The sequence below is a fragment of the Sphingomonas citricola genome (genome assembly GCF_019429535.1).
GTDB classification, from domain to species: Bacteria; Pseudomonadota; Alphaproteobacteria; order Sphingomonadales; family Sphingomonadaceae; genus Sphingomonas; species Sphingomonas citricola.
Map to the genome: position 1 here is coordinate 364,702 of NZ_JAHXZM010000001.1, position 15,971 is coordinate 380,672.

The following is a 15,971-nucleotide window of genomic DNA, read 5'->3' on the forward strand; positions in this document are numbered from 1 at the left end:
TCGCCTTCTCCTTTTTGCCCGGATCAGTGCGCGATCAATCGGCGGCGGCGGCAAAGGTTGCGCGGCGCGGCGCGTCCCGGAAGGGAACGTACCGCGCCGGCAGGCCTCAGAACTTGAACCCGGCGGCGACGCCGTAACGGCGCGGCTCGATCGTGAAGACGTTGGTGAACAGACCCGACGACTGATCGGTCACGTACATGCCGGTCAGCGCGTTGTTCTTGGTCAGGTTCGACACGAAGCCGCGCACGTAGAAGCGGTCGTCGGGCGCGTTCAGCTGGATCTGCGCGTTGACGACCTCGTAGCCTGGCAGGCGATCGATCGGGCGCAGGTTGAAGATCGTGCCGTACGAATTGCCGGTGTAGTTCAGGTCGACGCGCGGGACGAGCGTATAGCCGCTGTCGCTGAAATCGATCGTGTACTGCGCACCGACCGACCATTTGTATGTCGGTGCGTTGGGCAGCTTGTTGCCGCGCACGTTGCTTTCGACGCCCGAGCCGAGCACCTGGATGCCGCCGAACAGGCCGCCGATCGCGGCGGCTTGCGCCGTCAGCGCCGAGCAGATGCTGAACGCGCCGGTGGTCTTGGTGCCGGGCACCGCGACGGGCGCAGCGAGCAGCGCCGCATTGCCGAACGACGTTCCGACGCCGCGGTTGACCGCCGCGACAAAGGCATTGGCGCCCGCGGCATTGCCCGCCGTGGTCGGCACCACCGCGCAGTTGGACGCGTTGGTGATATCCTTGATGATCACCGTGTCCGAACGCCCGCCCGACGGGTCACGCGGGTTGGCGAGGAAGCGGTCGTCCGCGACCTTGGTCTTCAGATAGCTCGCGTTCATGTTGACGACGAAGCGCGGGATCGGGCTGAGCACCGCTTCCGCCTCGACGCCGTAGATGTCGGCGTTGACGTTGTCGTTGACCGAGGTGCGCGCGACGATGCGCGACAGCTGCAGGTTCTTGTACTTGTAGTAAAAGCCGGTGAGGTTGAGCCGGAAGGCACCGCCGCCGAAGGTGTTCTTCGACCCGATCTCGAATGCGTCGACCTTCTCGGGGGCGAAGGTCGTCGGCACCGTGAAGACCGGCGACAGCGGCGGGTTGATGCCGCCCGATTTGTACCCGCGCGAGTAGGACGCGTAGAGCAGATTGTCGGGGGTGATCTTGTAGTCGACCACCGCGCGACCGGTCAGCCGCGAGAAGGCGACATTGCCGTCGGCGAACGGCTGGTTGCCCGCCACCGTTGGGTCGAAATCGACCGCGCCGCTGTCGAGCTGCGGGAAGGCGGACGCGCTGCCGTAGGGGACGGGCACGTTCACCAGCGTGGTGCGCGCGCGCACGTTCTTGTCGTCGTGATTGTAGCGCAGGCCGAGCGTCAGCTTGAGCTTGTCGTTCGCCTCGAAATACGTCTCGCCGAAGATGCCGTAGGACTTCAGCCGGAAATTGGGCGAACTGTTGCGGTAGAACGGCGTCGCCAGATAGGCGGTGCCCCCCGATGCGCCCGCGCCGAGCAGACCAGCGGCATAGTCGAGCCCGAAGGCGTTGACGTAATAATCGTTCTGCTGCTTGCTGTCGAAATAGATGCCGCCGAGCAGGAAGTTGAACGGCCCGTCGAACGAGCTGTCGATATGCGCCTCGGCGCTATATTGGCGCACGTGGTTGTACGAGCGATCGAAGTCGAGGCTGGTCGGCGCGCAGACACCGTTGCCGCCGTAGACGCCGACGTTGTTCGGATCGGCGAGCGACTGGCACAAGGTGCCGGGGCCGTTCGGAATCAGCGTGTTGCGGACGTTGTTGAGGACCGCGCCGGGCAGACCGGGGCGACCGACCGCGTTGAGCGTATTGAGCCCGACGTTGCCCGCAAACGAATTCTCCACTGCCAGATTATAGTCGGAGGTCGAATCGACGGTGTTCTCCATGTAACCGCCGGTGAAATTGAAGCTGAGCGGACCAAAGTCGTGGAACAGCTTCAAAGTATATTGCTGTTCCTCGGCGAAATAAGTCGGCTCGGCGTCGATGCGGACGCGGCGGACGTTCGTCGGATTGTTGACGCCGAAGAAGCTGTCCTGCGCCTGATAGACGCTGCCGAGCGCGAACGGCGCGAGTGCACCCGCACCCGCCGCGGTCAGGAATTCGCGGCTGGTCAGGATCGCGGCGAGCGTCGAATTGCCGTTGGTCGTGCCGTAGGCGAGCCGGTCGGGTGCGCAGCCGAGCACGCCGGTCGAATCGCGGTTGCAGAGCTGCTTCTGGATGCGGCTGCGATTGTCCTTTTCGCGGAAATAATAGCCGATCAGGTCGATCCGCGTGTCGGGGCTGGGTTCCCACGACAAGGTGCCGCGGACCGAATACAGGTCGCGGTCGTCGATCCGGTTGCCGGTATATTCGTTGAACGTATAGCCGTCGCGCTTGAGATAGGTGCCCGCGACGCGGATGCCGAGCGTGTCGGTGAACGGCAGGTTGAACATCGCGCGGACGCGCTTCGAATCAAAATTGCCGTATTCGAACTCGCCCGCGGCGTGGACGCCCGACAGATCGGGCTTGGCAGTGATGAAATTGACCACGCCCGAGGTCGCGTTGCGTCCGAACAGCGTACCCTGCGGCCCGCGCAGCACCTCGACGCGTTCGAGGTCGAAGAACTCGCTCTCGAACAGGCGCGTGCCGAGCAGTGGCATGTCGTTGACGTGGATCGCGGTCGCGCTGTCGCAGGTCACGCCGACGCACAGGTCACCGACGCCGCGGATCGTGAAGCTCGACGAGGTGAAGTTCGTCTTGGTGAAGGTGATGTTGGGCAGCGTCTGTTGCAGCGCAACGGGATTGACGATCTGCTGCCGCTCGAGGTTCTCGGCGGTGAACGCGGTGACCGCGATCGGCACGTCCTGCAACCGCTGCGACTGGCGTTGCGCGGTGACCACGATGTCGCCGGCATAGCCCTGATTGGCGGACGGCTGCGTATCGGTCGGGGTCGAGGAGGGGGCCTCCTGTCCCGGTCCATTTGTAGGTGCGGTATTCTGCGACGAGGTGGTGGCCCCCGTTTGCGCGTGCGCGGGAACCGCAGTCACGAGCGCGAGCGCCGACGCGGCGAGCAGGTCGAACTTCTTCATGGCATCCCCTCCTGGGAACCGCCCCCGCTCTATGGCGATGTGACGGTATTTCGATGAACCGGTATGGATGAGACGACAGATTTTTTCGCCCGTCAAACGAAATTATTGCCGAACATTACGCGCCGCGTACACGTGGCCGAAAAGAGACAGTTGCGATATCGCGCGCGGTTTCTGCTACCACGCGCGCCGGAAGGACGTTTGACCCAGATGACGACGATCGAGAGCGGAACGCCGGGGGACGGCGACCTGATGGCATCCGATGGCAAGCTGCCGGTTCCCGAGCATGTGGCGGCCGCGATCCGCACGCTGATCGAATGGGCGGGGGACGATCCGACGCGCGAGGGGCTGATCGACACGCCAAAGCGCGTGGCGCGCGCGTGGAAGGAATATTGCAGCGGTTATGCCGATGATCCGGGCGTCCATCTGTCGCGCGTGTTCGAGGAGGTCGGCGGCTACGACGAGATCGTGCTCTTGAAGGACATCCCGTTCCAGTCACATTGCGAGCACCACATGGCGCCGATCATCGGGCGCGCGCACATCGCCTATCTGCCGAAGGACCACGTCGTCGGCATTTCCAAGCTCGCGCGCGTGCTCCACGGCTTCGCGCGCCGCCTGCAGGTGCAGGAACGGCTGACCGCCGAGGTCGCCGACTGCATCTGGAACGGCCTGAGGCCGCAGGGCGTCGCGGTGGTGATCGAGGCGAGTCACGCGTGCATGACCGCGCGCGGGGTGCGCACGCCCGGCGTGTCGATGGTGACGAGCCGGATGATGGGCGTGTTCCGCGACGACGAGCGTAGCCGCAAGGAAGTGCTGTCGCTGATGGGGCTGGCTTGAGGGTTCTCGTCACCGGCGGCGCGAAGCGGCTGGGCGCGGCGATCGCGCGCGCGATCGCGGCGGCCGGGCACGAGGTGGTGATCCATTACGGCACCTCGCGCGCTGCGGCGGAGGCACTGGCGATGGAGGTCGGCGGCGCCACGGTGTCGGGCGACCTAGCGGACACGGAAGCGCTTCCCGCCTTGTTCGCGCGCGCGGCGGCGGCGGGGCCGATCGACGGCCTCGTCAACAGCGCCTCGCAATTCGATTACGACGCGCCCGACGCGATCGACGCGGCGCTCGCCGCGCGGCTCCACGCGGTCAACTGCGTCGCGCCCGCGGTGCTGGCGGCGGCACTCGCGGCGCAGGGGCGCGAGGGCGCGGTCGTCAACCTGCTCGACCAGAAGCTCGCCAATCCGAACCCCGATTTCTTTTCCTACACCTTGAGCAAATACGCGCTCGAGGGGGCGACGACGATGCTGGCGCAGGCATTCGCGCCGCGCGTCCGCGTCAACGCGGTGTCGCCCGGCCTGACGTTGCCGAGCGGGGACCAGAGCGCGGCCGAGTTCGACCGCGTCGCGTGCGCGAACCTGCTCGAACGACCCGTCGGCGCGGCGGCGGTGGCAGCCGCGGTCGTCTACCTGCTCGAAGCGGAGAGCGTCACGGGTCAGAACTTGTTCGTCGACTGCGGGCAGCGGTTCCTCGCGCGCGACGGCGATGTCATGTTCGAGGACCGCGATGCCTGACTATACCGTGATCCTCGACGACCTCGACGTCGCGATGCGGCTCGGCATCCACCCGTACGAGGCGACCCCGCAGCGCGTGCGGCTGTCGGTGCGGATGCGCGTCCGCTACGCGTCCGCGCCCAGCGCCGACCGGATCGAGGAAGTGCTCGACTATGACTTCGTGCGTGACGGCATCCACCGGCTCGCCGGGGGCGCGGGGTTCGCGTTACAGGAAACGCTGGTCGAGGCGGTCGCGGCATTGTGCCTCGCCGACCCGCGCGTGCGCGAGGTGCAGGTGCGCTCGACCAAGCTCGACATCTACCCCGACGCGACCGTCGGGTGCGAGATCGTCCGCGCGCGCAACTGAGGCGTCAGTCGGCCTTGGGCCTGGGTGCGCGCATCCGGATCAATCCTTCCTGCGCGACGCTCGCGACCAATCGCCCGTCCTGCGTGAAGATCTGCCCGCGGTTGAATCCGCGCGCGTGCCCCGCCCAGGTGCTGTCACAGGCGTAGAGCAGCCATTCGTCGGCGCAGAACGGCTCGTGCAACCAGAGTGCGTGGTCGAGGCTCGCGCTCTGTAAACCCGGCGAGGTCCAGTTGACGCCGTGCGGCAACATCGACGTGCCGAGCAGCGCCATGTCGCTGGCGTAGGCGAGCACCGCGCGGTGCACCGCGGCGTCGTCGCCGATGCTAGCGCAGATGCGGAACCAGCTGTGCTGCACCGGGTCGGTCGGCTGCGGATTGAACCATTTGCGCGGATAGACGGGGCGGATCTCGATCGGGCGCGGGCGCGTCAGATTGGCGCGGAAGCGTTCGTCGACGTGGACGCTCTCGCGCGCGCGGATCGTCGCCTCGCTTTCCAGCGTCTCGGGTGCGGGCACCTCGGGCATCTGCGCCTGGTGATGATATCCTTCCTCGGGCACCTGGAACGAGGCGGCCATGTTGAGGATCGGTTGACCGCGCTGCATCGCGATCACGCGGCGGGTCGAGAAACTGCGCCCCTCGAAATCGCGCACCACGCGGTAGATGATCGGGTGCTGCTCGTCGCCCGCGCGCATGAAATAGGCGTGGAGTGAATGCGCGATCTTGGGCGCGTCGGTCGAGCGCTGCGCCGCCTGCAACGCCTGCGCGATCACCTGCCCGCCGAACACGCGCCCGACGCCCCCGCGCGAGCGCCGCCCGCGGAACAGGTCGGTATCGATCTCCTCGACGTCGAGCAGGTCGACCAGATCGGCGGCGAGATCGGTCGGGGAGGGCGGCGCTTGTTCGGTCATTCTTATCCTTCCCAGCATGGCGCAGCAGGTGGGGCCGTCCCGCGGGGGACCGGCCGCAGGCTGGTGGAGGGGGAGCGCCGCGAACGCTCCGCCGGCGGCCATCCCCCCTACACCATGCTGCGCTTGGTCCCCCTCCCCGTGCCGGGGAGGATATGGCTTCGTCAATAACCCGCCGCGCGCGCGAGCTGGTCGGCGTGGAAGTTCGCGTCGCCGAACATCTCGGCGAGGACACGCCCGCGCTTCATGTAGAAGCCGATGTCATATTCATCGGTCATGCCGATGCCGCCGTGCATCTGCACGCCTTCCTGTACGCTGAGCGTCGTCGCGATCCCCGTCATCGCCTTCGCGACCGACACCGCTGCGTCGGCGCGGTCGTCGCCCGCATCGAGCAGCTGTTGCGCCTTCAGGACCGCGGCGCGCGCGACCTCCATCTCCGAATAGAGATGCGCGGCGCGGTGCTGGAGCGCCTGGTAGCTGCCGATCAGCGTCCCGAACTGCTTGCGCTCCTTCAGATAGCCGAGCGTCATGTCCATCGCGCCGCCGCCGACGCCCAGCATCTCGGCTGCCGCGCCCGTACGCCCCGCGCGCAGCAAGCGACCGAGCGGATCTCGCCCGGCATCGACCTCGCCGATCACCGCGTCGGCGTCGACCTCGACCCCGTCGAACTCGATACGAGCGGCAAGGCTGGCGTCGGTCAGCCGCTCTGCGCGCGCCGACACATTGGCCGCGTCGCGCGGCACCGCGAACAGCGTCACGCCCTCGTCGTCCTCCGCCGAGCCCGCGGTGCGGGCGGCGACAATCAGCAGGTCGGCGACGTGGCCGTGCGTCACGAACTGCTTGGCGCCGGTCAGCTTGAAGCCGTTACCCGACCGTTCGGCCTTCATCGCCACCGCGTTGCGGTGCTTCGCGCCCTCGTCGATCGCTAGTGCGGCGACGGTGTCGCCGGCGATGATGCCGGGAAACCAGCGCTCGGCCTGCGCACTGCCCTTGAGCGCCTCAACCGCCGCGACCGCGGTGGTGAGGAACGGGGAGGGCGACAGGTTGCGCCCGATCGCTTCGAGCACCACGCCCGCCTCGACATGGCCGAGCCCGAGCCCGCCCTGCTCCTCGCCGATCAACATGCCGGTGAAGCCCATTTCGGCGAACTGCTTCCACAGGTCGCGACTGAACCCGGTCTGGTCGTCGGCGTCGCGCAGCGCGCGCATATGACCGACGGGGGCGTGTTCGGCGACGAAGTCCTTCGCGGTGTCGCGCAGCATCGTCTGTTCGTCGTTCAAGAAAAGCGGCATTTATTTCTCCCTCTCCCCTTAGGGGAGAGGGCTGGGGTGAGGGGATGCCCCACACACACCAGCCCACGATTGATGTTATCGAGTAGGGCAGCCCCTCACCCAACCCTCTCCCCGCCGGGGAGAGGGCTTAAGCTCACGCGCCCGGCAGCTCCAGGATGCGCTTGGCGATGATGTTGAGCTGGATCTCGCTCGTCCCGCCCTCGATCGAGTTCGCCTTGGTACGCAGCCACGCGCGCGCAGTGTGTCCGCCGCGGCTCGCCTCGCTTTCCCACTCGAGTTCGTCCGAGCCGCCCGCCGCCATCATCAACTCATGGCGGCTCTTGTTCAGTTCGGTGCCGTAATATTTCATCATGCTCGGCTGCGCGGGATGCGCGCGGCCTGCTTTCAGCTCGTCGATGAAGCGCTCGCTCTGCGCGGTGAAGGCGCGCGCGCGGACCTCGAACATCGCGATCTGCGCGCGCAGCAGCGGGTCGGCGAGCCGCCCGTCATGGTCGAGCCCGATCGTCGCCAGCGCACCCTCGATCAGCGGGTTCTTGCCCCCCGCGCCCAGGCCCATGCCCGAGATCATCTCGCGCTCGTGCCCGAGCAGGTATTTGGCGACGTCCCAGCCGCGGTTGAGTTCGCCGACGAGGTTCTCCTTCGGCACCTTCACATTGTCGAAGAAGGTCTCGCAGAACGGCGAATAGCCGCTGATCAGCAGGATCGGCTTGGTCGAGACACCCGGCGTGCGCATGTCGAACAGCACGAAGCTGATCCCGCCCTGCTTGGTCGTCTTGTCGGTCCGCACCAGACAGAAGATCCAGTCGGCCTTGTCGGCGTAGCTGGTCCACACCTTCTGCCCGTTGACGAGGAAATGGTCGCCCTTGTCTTCCGCGGACGTGGCCAGACTGGCGAGGTCGGAGCCAGCATTGGGCTCGGAATACCCCTGGCACCAGCGGATCTCACCGCGCGCGATCTCGGGGAGAAAGCGCTTCTTCTGTTCCTCGGTGCCGTATTTCAGCAGTGCCGGCCCGAGCATCGAGATGCCGAACGAGTAGAGCGGGTTGCGCGCGCGGATGCGGGCCATTTCCTCGCGCAGCACCTTGGTCTCGGCCGCCGACAGCCCGCCGCCGCCATACTCCTTGGGCCAGTCGGGCACGGTCCAGCCGCGCGCGCCCATCTTGTCCATCCACGTCTTCTGCGCCGGGGTCATGTCGCTCTGGTCGCGGCCACCCCAGGCGGTGTCCTTGTCCGAGCGCATCGGCTCGCGCATCTCGGGCGGGCAATTCTCCTCTAGCCAGGCGCGGGTTTCGGAACGGAACGTGTCGAGATCGGTCATGGTCGGCTCCTGACGAGGTCGTGCGCGATGCGCGCGACCGCGATGGCGTGATGGTCGGCGTATAGGTCTGCGATCACCTGGACCCCGATCGGCAGGCCGTCGGCGTCGTGCCCGATCGGCACGCTGGTGGCGGGCAGCATCGGCAGCGTCGCGAGCCCGGGCCAGGCGAATTGGTGGAAGAATTGCGTATCGGTGCCGTCGATATCAAGCCGCCGCGCCGCGAGCGGGGTGTCGTCGTGCGGGAAGGCGGTCATGCCGACGGCGGGTGCGATCACCGCGTCATACTCGGTGAACAGACGCCGCCACTGCCGCTGGATGCGCGCCTGTTCGTCGTGGAGGTGGAGCCACGTGTCGACCGAGGCGGGCGGGCGGCTGTCGGGCGGCCCACGCCGGGACATCGCGATGTTGAGCATGTTCCAATACGCGTCGTGCTGCCGCGCGAGATCGGGCAGCAGCTCGCTCGCCCGGTCGACGCGCGCGCCCGCCTGCTTCAGCGCCGTGCCGAGCGTTTCCAGCGCCTGGACGATCGCGTCCTGCGCGGTCGCGAGCGGGTGGCTGGTCAGCAACAGGACGCGCATGTCGCAAGCGCCGCGCAGCGTGGAGGCTTTCAGCGGATGATCCGCCACCACGTCGATCGCGGCGTCGAGATCGTCTGCGTCGCGCGCAAGCGGGCCGATCACCGACAGGACCGTTCGCGCGCTGTCGGTGCCGGGGTGGAAATGCCCGTCGGTCGGCAGCACGCCCCAGGTCGGCTTGTGCCCCCACACGCCGTTGAAGGCGGCGGGGACGCGGATCGAACCGCCGATATCGGACCCGAACTCGAGCGGCACCATCCCGCTCGCCAGTGCCACCGCCGATCCGCCCGACGACCCGCCCGCGCTGCGGTTCGGGTTCACCGCGTTCACCGTCCGGCCATAGACGGGATTGTTCGATTGCAGGTCGGCGAGCGCGGGCGGCACGTTGGTCTTGCCGAGCAGGATCGCGCCCGCCGCCCTCAACCGCTCAACCGCGACCGCGTCGGCTTGCGCCACGAAATCGCGGTGCTCCTCGAACCCGAACGTCGTCGGCAGACCGGCGACGTCGTAGCTCTCCTTGATCGTCATCGGCACGCCGAGGAGGGGCGCGTCGAACCCGTCCGCAATCCGCTGGTCGAGCGCGGCGGCTGCGGCGCGCGCGCGGTCGAAGTCGCGCACGACGACCGCGTTCAGCGCGCCGTCACGCGCCTCGATCCGCGCGATCGCGGCGTCCGTCTCGGCGAGCGCGCTGGTCTCGCCGGCCCGAACCGCGGCGGCGGTCTGGAGTGCGGTGCGTTCGGCCATCATATCCTCCCCGGCACGGGGAGGGGGACCAGCCGCAGGCTGGTGGAGGGGCCGCGACGTAAGCGGTGCGCCCGCGGCGAACCCCCTCCACCACCACGCTGCGCGTGCCGGTCCCCCTCCCCACGAGTGGGGAGGATATGATCTGCCGCCACCATCACTTGATCGTACCGGCCTTGAGTGTGTCGGCGACCTTGAACCCGTGCTTCTCGAGCCCCGCGACGACCTTGTCATAGCCTTCGGTCTGCGCCCAGAACATCGGGCCGCCGCGATAGACCGGCCAGCCGTAGCCGTAGATCCAGACCACATCGACGTCCGACGCGCGCTGCGCCTTGCCTTCCTCGAGGATCAGCGCACCCTCATTGACCATCGGATAGAGCGTGCGCTCCACGATCTCCTGATCGGTGATCTCGCGCTTCGGCATGTTCGAGCGGCTGCGGAAATCCTCGATGATCTCGGCGACGCGCGGGGAGGGGGTCGGGTTACGCTTCTCGTCGTAATCGTAATAGCCGGCCTGCTTCTTCTGCCCCCAGCGTCCTTCCGCGGCGAGCGCGTCGCGGATGCTCTCGATCCGGTTCGGGTCGCGGTGCCAGCCGATGTCGACGCCCGCGAGATCGCTCATCTGGAACGGGCCCATCGGCATGCCGAACTCGACGTGGACGCGGTCGATCTGCTCGGGCGTTGCGCCCTCCATCAGCAGCTTGTTCGCCTCGACCTGCCGCGGCATCAGCATGCGGTTGCCGATGAAGCCGTAGGTGACGCCCGCGACGACCGCGACCTTCCTGATCTTCTTCGCCAGCGCCATCGCGGTCGCGAGCACGTCGTCCGCGGTCTTCGCCCCGCGCACGATCTCCAACAGCTTCATGACGTTGGCGGGCGAGAAGAAGTGCATGCCAAGCACATCTTCAGGTCGACTGGTCGATGCGGCGATCTCGTCGATGTCGAGATAGCTGGTGTTCGACGCCAGGATCGCGCCGGGCTTGGCGATCTTGTCGAGCTTGCCGAAGATCTCCTTCTTGACCTCCATGTTCTCGTACACCGCCTCGATGATGAGGTCGCAGTCGGCGAGGTCTTCGAGGTTGAGCGTGGGCTTGAGTAAGCCCATCGCCTGCTCGGGGGCGTCAGGCTTGATCCGGCCCTTGGCGGCCGACGCCTCGTAATTCTTGCGCATCACGCCCGTGCCGCGGTCGAGCGCTTCCTGCTGCATCTCGACGATCGTCACCGCGATCCCGGCCGACAGGAAGTTCATGCTGATCCCGCCGCCCATCGTGCCCGCGCCGATCACGCCGACGCGGTTGATCGGGCGGAGCGTAATGTCGGAGGCGATGCCGTCGATCTTCGCGGCCTGACGCTCGGCGAAGAAGATGTGGCGCTGCGCGGCGGACTGCGTCCCCGTCATCAGCTTCATGAACTGCTCGCGCTCGAATTTCATGCCTTCATCGAACGGCTTCTCGGTCGCGGCCACCACGCAGGCGACGCAGGCGGCGGGCGCGTCGAAGCCGCGCATCTTGCGGCCGTTGGCCTTTTTGAACGCCTCGACCGCCTCGGGATCGGGCGCCACGTCGCGGTCGCGCACGCGCGGGATCGGGCGCTTGTCCGCGATTTCGCGCGCGAATGCGATCGCGTCGGCCTCCAGGCTATCCTCGCCGACGACCTTGTCGACCAGCCCGATCTCCGCCGCCTTCTTGGCCGACACCGGATCACCCAGCGCGATCATCTCCAGCGCCGCCTTGACGCCGACGACGCGTGGCAGCCGCTGCGTGCCGCCGGCACCGGGGAGCAGGCCGAGCTTGACCTCGGGCAATCCGATCTTCGCCGAGGGCACCGCGACGCGGTACTGGCACGCCAGCGCCACCTCGCACCCGCCGCCGAGCGCGGTGCCGTGGATCGCCGCGACGATCGGCTTGCTGCTCGCGTCCATCATGTCGATGACCTCGTGCAGCCCGACGCCCTGCATCGGCTTGCCGAATTCGGTGATGTCCGCGCCCGCGAAGAAGGTCCGCCCGTCGCAGCGCAGCACCATCGCGGTGATCGACCCGTCGGCGACGCCTTCCTTGATCCCGGCCTCGAGCCCGTTGCGCACCGCGGCGCCCAGCGCGTTGACCGGCGGCGAATCGGAAATGATGACGAGCACGTCGCCGTGACGTTCGGTGCGGACCGGGTTCTGCGTGGGCGTAGTCATGTGAGGCGATACTCCGAGAAGAATGGAAATGGGCCGCGTCGCCGCGGCAGGAAAAAGGGGGATCAGGTCAGCGCGGCATAGATCATCGTCTTCAGCTCGCGCCGGATCGGATACACGCTCGACGGGCTCAGCTGCGTCATGAACACCATGTGGACGCGCTCGACCGGATCGATGAAGAAGGCGGTGGAGAACATGCCGCCCCAGTAGAATTCGCCGACGCTGCCCGGCATCATCGAGCGCGCGACGTCGATCGTGACGGCGAAGCCGAGCCCGAACCCGGTGCCCGCATTCTGCGTCTCGCTGAACAGCGATTTCGACATGGCCGAAAGATCGGCCTTGTTCGGCAGATGGTTGATCGTCATCAGCTCGATCGTCTTGCGCCCGAGGATGCGTGCGCCGTCCAGCGTCCCGCCGTTCAGACACATCGCGCAGAAACGGTGATAGTCGCGCGCGGTCGACACCAAACCGCCGCCGCCCGACAAGAGCCGCGGCATCCGGCTCCACGCACTTGCTGCGCCGCGATCGTACATGACGCGGCCTTTTCCGGGGACGAAGGTGTAGCAGTCGGTCAGCCGGTCGATCTTATCCTCGGGCACCTGGAAGAAGGTGTCGTGCATCCCGAGCGGCTGGAAGATCCGCTCCGCGAAAAAGCGGTCGAGCGGCATTCCCGACACGCGCTGCACCACCGCGCCGAGCACGTCGGTCGCGACCGAGTAATTCCACTGCGTGCCGGGGGAGAATTCGAGCGGCAGCTTGCCCAATTCGGCGACGAAGCCGTCGAGGTCGTGCCCGCCGTGCCAGTTCTCCAGCTTGAGTTCGCGGTGCGCGGCGTCGATGTTGGATCGGTTCTGAAACCCGTAGGTCAGCCCCGCGGTGTGGCGCAGCAGGTCGACCATCCGCATCGGCTCGTCGGTCGCCCTGGTCACGAACGGCACGCCCCCGCCGCCGCCCGCGTAAACGCCGACCTTCTTGAACTCGGGCAACACGTGATGCACCGGGGTGTCGAGCGCGACGCGCCCTTCCTCGACCAGCATCATGAACGCAACCGAGGTCACCGGCTTGGTCATCGACGCGATACGGAACAGCGACGCGTCGTCGATCGCGGCATCGCCGTCCTCGCGCGCCGCGCCTTGCGACGACAGGTGCACCACCTCGCCGTCGCGCGCGACGAGCAGTTGCGCGTGCGGCAGCAGACCGGTGTCGAGGTAGCGCGCCTTCAGGAAGGCGTCGATCGCGTGGAGGCGGTCGGCGTCGAACCCGTGATCGGCGGGTCTGGCGTTCGTCATCGTCTCGTCCGTACCCCCGCTTCGAAGATGGCATGCTTCCTACGCCTTGAGCATGGCGCAAATCAACTCTAACCTCGCGCCCAAGCGAACCCGATGTTCAAGACTCGGGGCGGCAGCGAGCATGTTGGAGAGCAAGCGTGGCGACTGAACCATCGACCGTGACGAGCAAATGGCCCGCGATGACGCTGGACGCGGTGGAGCGTGCGCTCTGTGCGCCGGGCGCCCGATTCGAGATGGAGGTGATCGACATTCGCGGCGTGCCGACGCGGGTGTGGAAGAACGCGCCGCCGCACATGGCCGCGCTGGTCGCGCTGTCGCGCACCCACGGCGAGCGGCTGGCGACGATCTACGAGGACGAACGCGTCAGTTACGAGGCGCAGTATCGCGCGATCGCCGCGCTCGCCGAGGTGTACCGCGCGCACGGCGTCGCGAAGGGGGACCGCGTCGCGATCGCGATGCGCAACCTGCCCGAATGGCCCGTCGCCTTCTTCGCCGCGACCGTGATCGGCGCGATCGCGGTGCCGCTAAACGCGTGGTGGACCGGCGACGAGCTCGCCTACGGCCTCGCCGATTCGGGCGCGACGCTGCTGGTATGCGACGGCGAACGCTGGGACCGTATCGCGCCGCATTTGGGCGAGGTGCCCGACCTCTCGCATGTGCTGGTCAGCCGCGCGACCGCGCCGCTGTCGCCGCCCGCGACGCGGCTGGAGGATGCGATCGGCATCCCCAACGACTGGCACGCGCTGCCCGACCGCGCGCTGCCCAACGCGGGGCTGGTGCCCGAGGACGACGCGACGATCCTCTACACCAGCGGCACCACCGGCAAGCCCAAGGGGGCGCTCGGCACCCACCGCAATTTCATGACCAACATCATGTCGACTGGTTATTCGGGCGCGCGGATGCTGCTGCGGCGCGGCGACCCGATCCCCGCGCCGCAACCGCGCGTCGGGCTGACCGTGATCCCCTTGTTCCACGCGACCGCGCTGTCGGCGGGGTTGATGGGCGCGATGGCGGCGGGGCACACCAGCATCTACATGCGCAAGTTCGACGCGCTGCGCGCGTTCGAGATCATCGAGCGTGAAAAGGTCAATTCGACCGGCGGCGTGCCGACGATCGCGTGGCAGTTGCTCGAACATCCCGACCGCCACAAATACGACCTCTCCAGCCTCGAGGCGGTGGGTTACGGTGGCGCGCCGTCGGCGCCGGAACTGGTGCGCAAGATCGCGGGCGAGATGAAGGCGATCCCGACCAACGGCTGGGGCATGACCGAGACGACCGCGACCGTCACCACCCACGGCGCGGAGGATTACATCCACCGGCCCGAGAGCTGCGGGCCGCCCGTTGCGGTCGCCGACCTGAAGATCATGGACGCGGACGGCACGACCGAGCTGCCCGTCGGCGAGGTGGGCGAATTGTGGGCGCGGGGTCCGATGATCGTCAAAGGCTATTGGAACAAGTCCGAGGCGACCGCGGCGACCTTCGTCGACGGCTGGGTCCGCACCGGCGACCTCGCGAGGATCGACGAGGAAGGCTTCTGCTACATCCTCGACCGCGCGAAGGACATGATCATCCGCGGCGGCGAGAACATCTATTCGACCGAGATCGAGAACGTCCTTTACGACCATCCCGCGGTCACCGACTGCGCGCTGATCGGATTGCCGCACCGGATCCTGGGCGAGGAGCCCGCGGCGGTCGTCCATCTGGCACCCGGCACCCACGCGAGCGAGGCGGAGTTGCAGGCGTGGGTGCGCGCGCGCCTCGCCGCGTTCAAGGTGCCCGTCTCGATCCGCTTCGTCCCCGAAACGCTGCCGCGCAACGCCAACGGCAAAATCCTGAAGCGGGACCTGAAGGCCTTGTTCGAGGATCGTGCCGCCGCGTAAGACGTGGTCCAATTCGACCATGACGGATCGAAAAGGACCATAAGGGGATCGGCGAGTGGGTGTGACCGGCGACTTTCTGCGCGGCCGTGGACGCGACACGCTGAGCGCCGAGGAAGTGAGCGTCCTCGAACAGGCGATCGACCGTGTCGACACGCTGCCGCCGCGCAGCGTCGTCACGCGGCGCGGCGACCGGGTGCGCGAGAGCACGCTGCTGGTCGAGGGCGCGATGTGCCGCTATCTCGACGCGCGCGACGGCTATCGCCAGCTGCTCGCCTATCACGTGCCCGGCGATTTCGTCGACATGCACGGCTACACGCTGCGCCGGCTTGACCATGATGTCGCGACGATCGTCGAATCGCGCGTCGCGCGCATTGCGCACGACCGGGTCGACGCTATCATGCGCGATCACCCGCGGCTCGCCTGGCTGCTGTGGCGCTCGACCCTGCTCGACGCGGCGATGCACCGCGAATGGATCTTTCGGCTCGGGCGGCTCGACGCGGCGGGGCGGCTCGCGCACTTCCTGTGCGAGGTCGCGGCGCGGATGCGCGCGATCGGGCGCGTCAGCGACGACGTCTTCGCGCTGCCGCTGACGCAGCAGGACATCGGCGAGGCGTGCGGACTGACCAGCGTCCACGTCAACCGCACGCTGCGCCGGCTGCGCGAGGAGGGCATCGCCGACGTCGGTCGCGGCGAGGCACGGATCGGCGACGCGAAACAGCTCGCGCGGATCGGCGAATTCGACGCCGATTATCTGTATCTCGACGATGGTCCCTGGGCCGATACTGATCGCTGAGCGT

12 protein-coding genes are annotated in these 15,971 nt (G+C 67.5%); 5 read left to right on the top strand and 7 right to left on the bottom strand.

Going from position 1 to position 15,971, the window contains the following annotated elements; genetic code table 11:
* Positions 1 to 106 precede the first annotated feature (106 nt).
* Positions 107 to 3,091 (bottom strand): TonB-dependent receptor, encoded by a 2,985-nt coding sequence (locus tag KZ810_RS01760; RefSeq protein ID WP_219767276.1) that lies wholly within the window; start codon positions 3,089 to 3,091, stop codon positions 107 to 109.
* Positions 3,092 to 3,298: 207 nt separating this feature from the next.
* Here KZ810_RS01760 and folE point away from each other — a divergent pair, with 207 nt between their 5' ends.
* Genes folE through KZ810_RS01775 form a run of 3 tightly spaced genes read left to right on the top strand, consistent with a single transcriptional unit; the run spans position 3,299 to position 4,996 of the window.
* Complete coding sequence (gene folE / locus KZ810_RS01765) at positions 3,299 to 3,925, top strand: GTP cyclohydrolase I FolE (protein ID WP_219767277.1); 627 nt, start codon at positions 3,299 to 3,301, stop codon at positions 3,923 to 3,925.
* On the top strand, positions 3,922 to 4,650 hold the full coding sequence (locus KZ810_RS01770) for an SDR family oxidoreductase (protein WP_219767278.1): 729 nt from the start codon (positions 3,922 to 3,924) through the stop codon (positions 4,648 to 4,650). Before folE ends, KZ810_RS01770 begins: the two co-directional genes overlap by 4 nt.
* Complete coding sequence (locus KZ810_RS01775) at positions 4,643 to 4,996, top strand: dihydroneopterin aldolase (RefSeq protein WP_219767279.1); 354 nt, start codon at positions 4,643 to 4,645, stop codon at positions 4,994 to 4,996. The genes KZ810_RS01770 and KZ810_RS01775 overlap by 8 nt, the downstream gene beginning before the upstream one ends.
* A gap of 4 nt (positions 4,997 to 5,000) precedes the next feature.
* Here the strand turns inward: KZ810_RS01775 and KZ810_RS01780 are convergent, their stop codons facing one another.
* The 6 genes from KZ810_RS01780 to KZ810_RS01805 form a co-directional block, all read right to left on the bottom strand.
* Positions 5,001 to 5,903, bottom strand: a complete 903-nt coding sequence (locus KZ810_RS01780) for an acyl-CoA thioesterase (RefSeq protein WP_219767280.1) — start codon at positions 5,901 to 5,903, stop codon at positions 5,001 to 5,003.
* 161 nt (positions 5,904 to 6,064) lie between these two features.
* Positions 6,065 to 7,192, bottom strand: a complete 1,128-nt coding sequence (locus tag KZ810_RS01785; protein ID WP_219767281.1) for an acyl-CoA dehydrogenase family protein — start codon at positions 7,190 to 7,192, stop codon at positions 6,065 to 6,067.
* 133 nt (positions 7,193 to 7,325) lie between these two features.
* On the bottom strand, positions 7,326 to 8,510 hold the full coding sequence (locus KZ810_RS01790; RefSeq protein ID WP_219767282.1) for an acyl-CoA dehydrogenase family protein: 1,185 nt from the start codon (positions 8,508 to 8,510) through the stop codon (positions 7,326 to 7,328).
* Positions 8,507 to 9,829 carry an amidase family protein gene (locus KZ810_RS01795; protein ID WP_219767283.1) on the bottom strand — a complete coding sequence of 441 codons (1,323 nt, stop codon included), beginning with the start codon at positions 9,827 to 9,829 and terminating at the stop codon, positions 8,507 to 8,509. Before KZ810_RS01795 ends, KZ810_RS01790 begins: the two co-directional genes overlap by 4 nt.
* A 154-nt stretch (positions 9,830 to 9,983) precedes the next feature.
* A complete protein-coding gene (locus KZ810_RS01800) occupies positions 9,984 to 12,008 on the bottom strand; it encodes a 3-hydroxyacyl-CoA dehydrogenase NAD-binding domain-containing protein (RefSeq protein ID WP_219767284.1) in 2,025 nt (674 codons plus the stop codon).
* 62 nt (positions 12,009 to 12,070) lie between these two features.
* Positions 12,071 to 13,294 carry a serine hydrolase domain-containing protein gene (locus KZ810_RS01805; RefSeq protein WP_219767285.1) on the bottom strand — a complete coding sequence of 408 codons (1,224 nt, stop codon included), beginning with the start codon at positions 13,292 to 13,294 and terminating at the stop codon, positions 12,071 to 12,073.
* 179 nt (positions 13,295 to 13,473) lie between these two features.
* Between KZ810_RS01805 and KZ810_RS01810 the strand changes: the two genes are divergently transcribed.
* Both KZ810_RS01810 and KZ810_RS01815 read left to right on the top strand, forming a co-directional pair.
* A complete protein-coding gene (locus KZ810_RS01810; protein ID WP_219767704.1) occupies positions 13,474 to 15,174 on the top strand; it encodes a class I adenylate-forming enzyme family protein in 1,701 nt (566 codons plus the stop codon).
* Between the two features lie 61 nt (positions 15,175 to 15,235).
* Positions 15,236 to 15,967 carry a Crp/Fnr family transcriptional regulator gene (locus tag KZ810_RS01815; protein ID WP_219767705.1) on the top strand — a complete coding sequence of 244 codons (732 nt, stop codon included), beginning with the start codon at positions 15,236 to 15,238 and terminating at the stop codon, positions 15,965 to 15,967.
* Positions 15,968 to 15,971 lie beyond the last annotated feature (4 nt).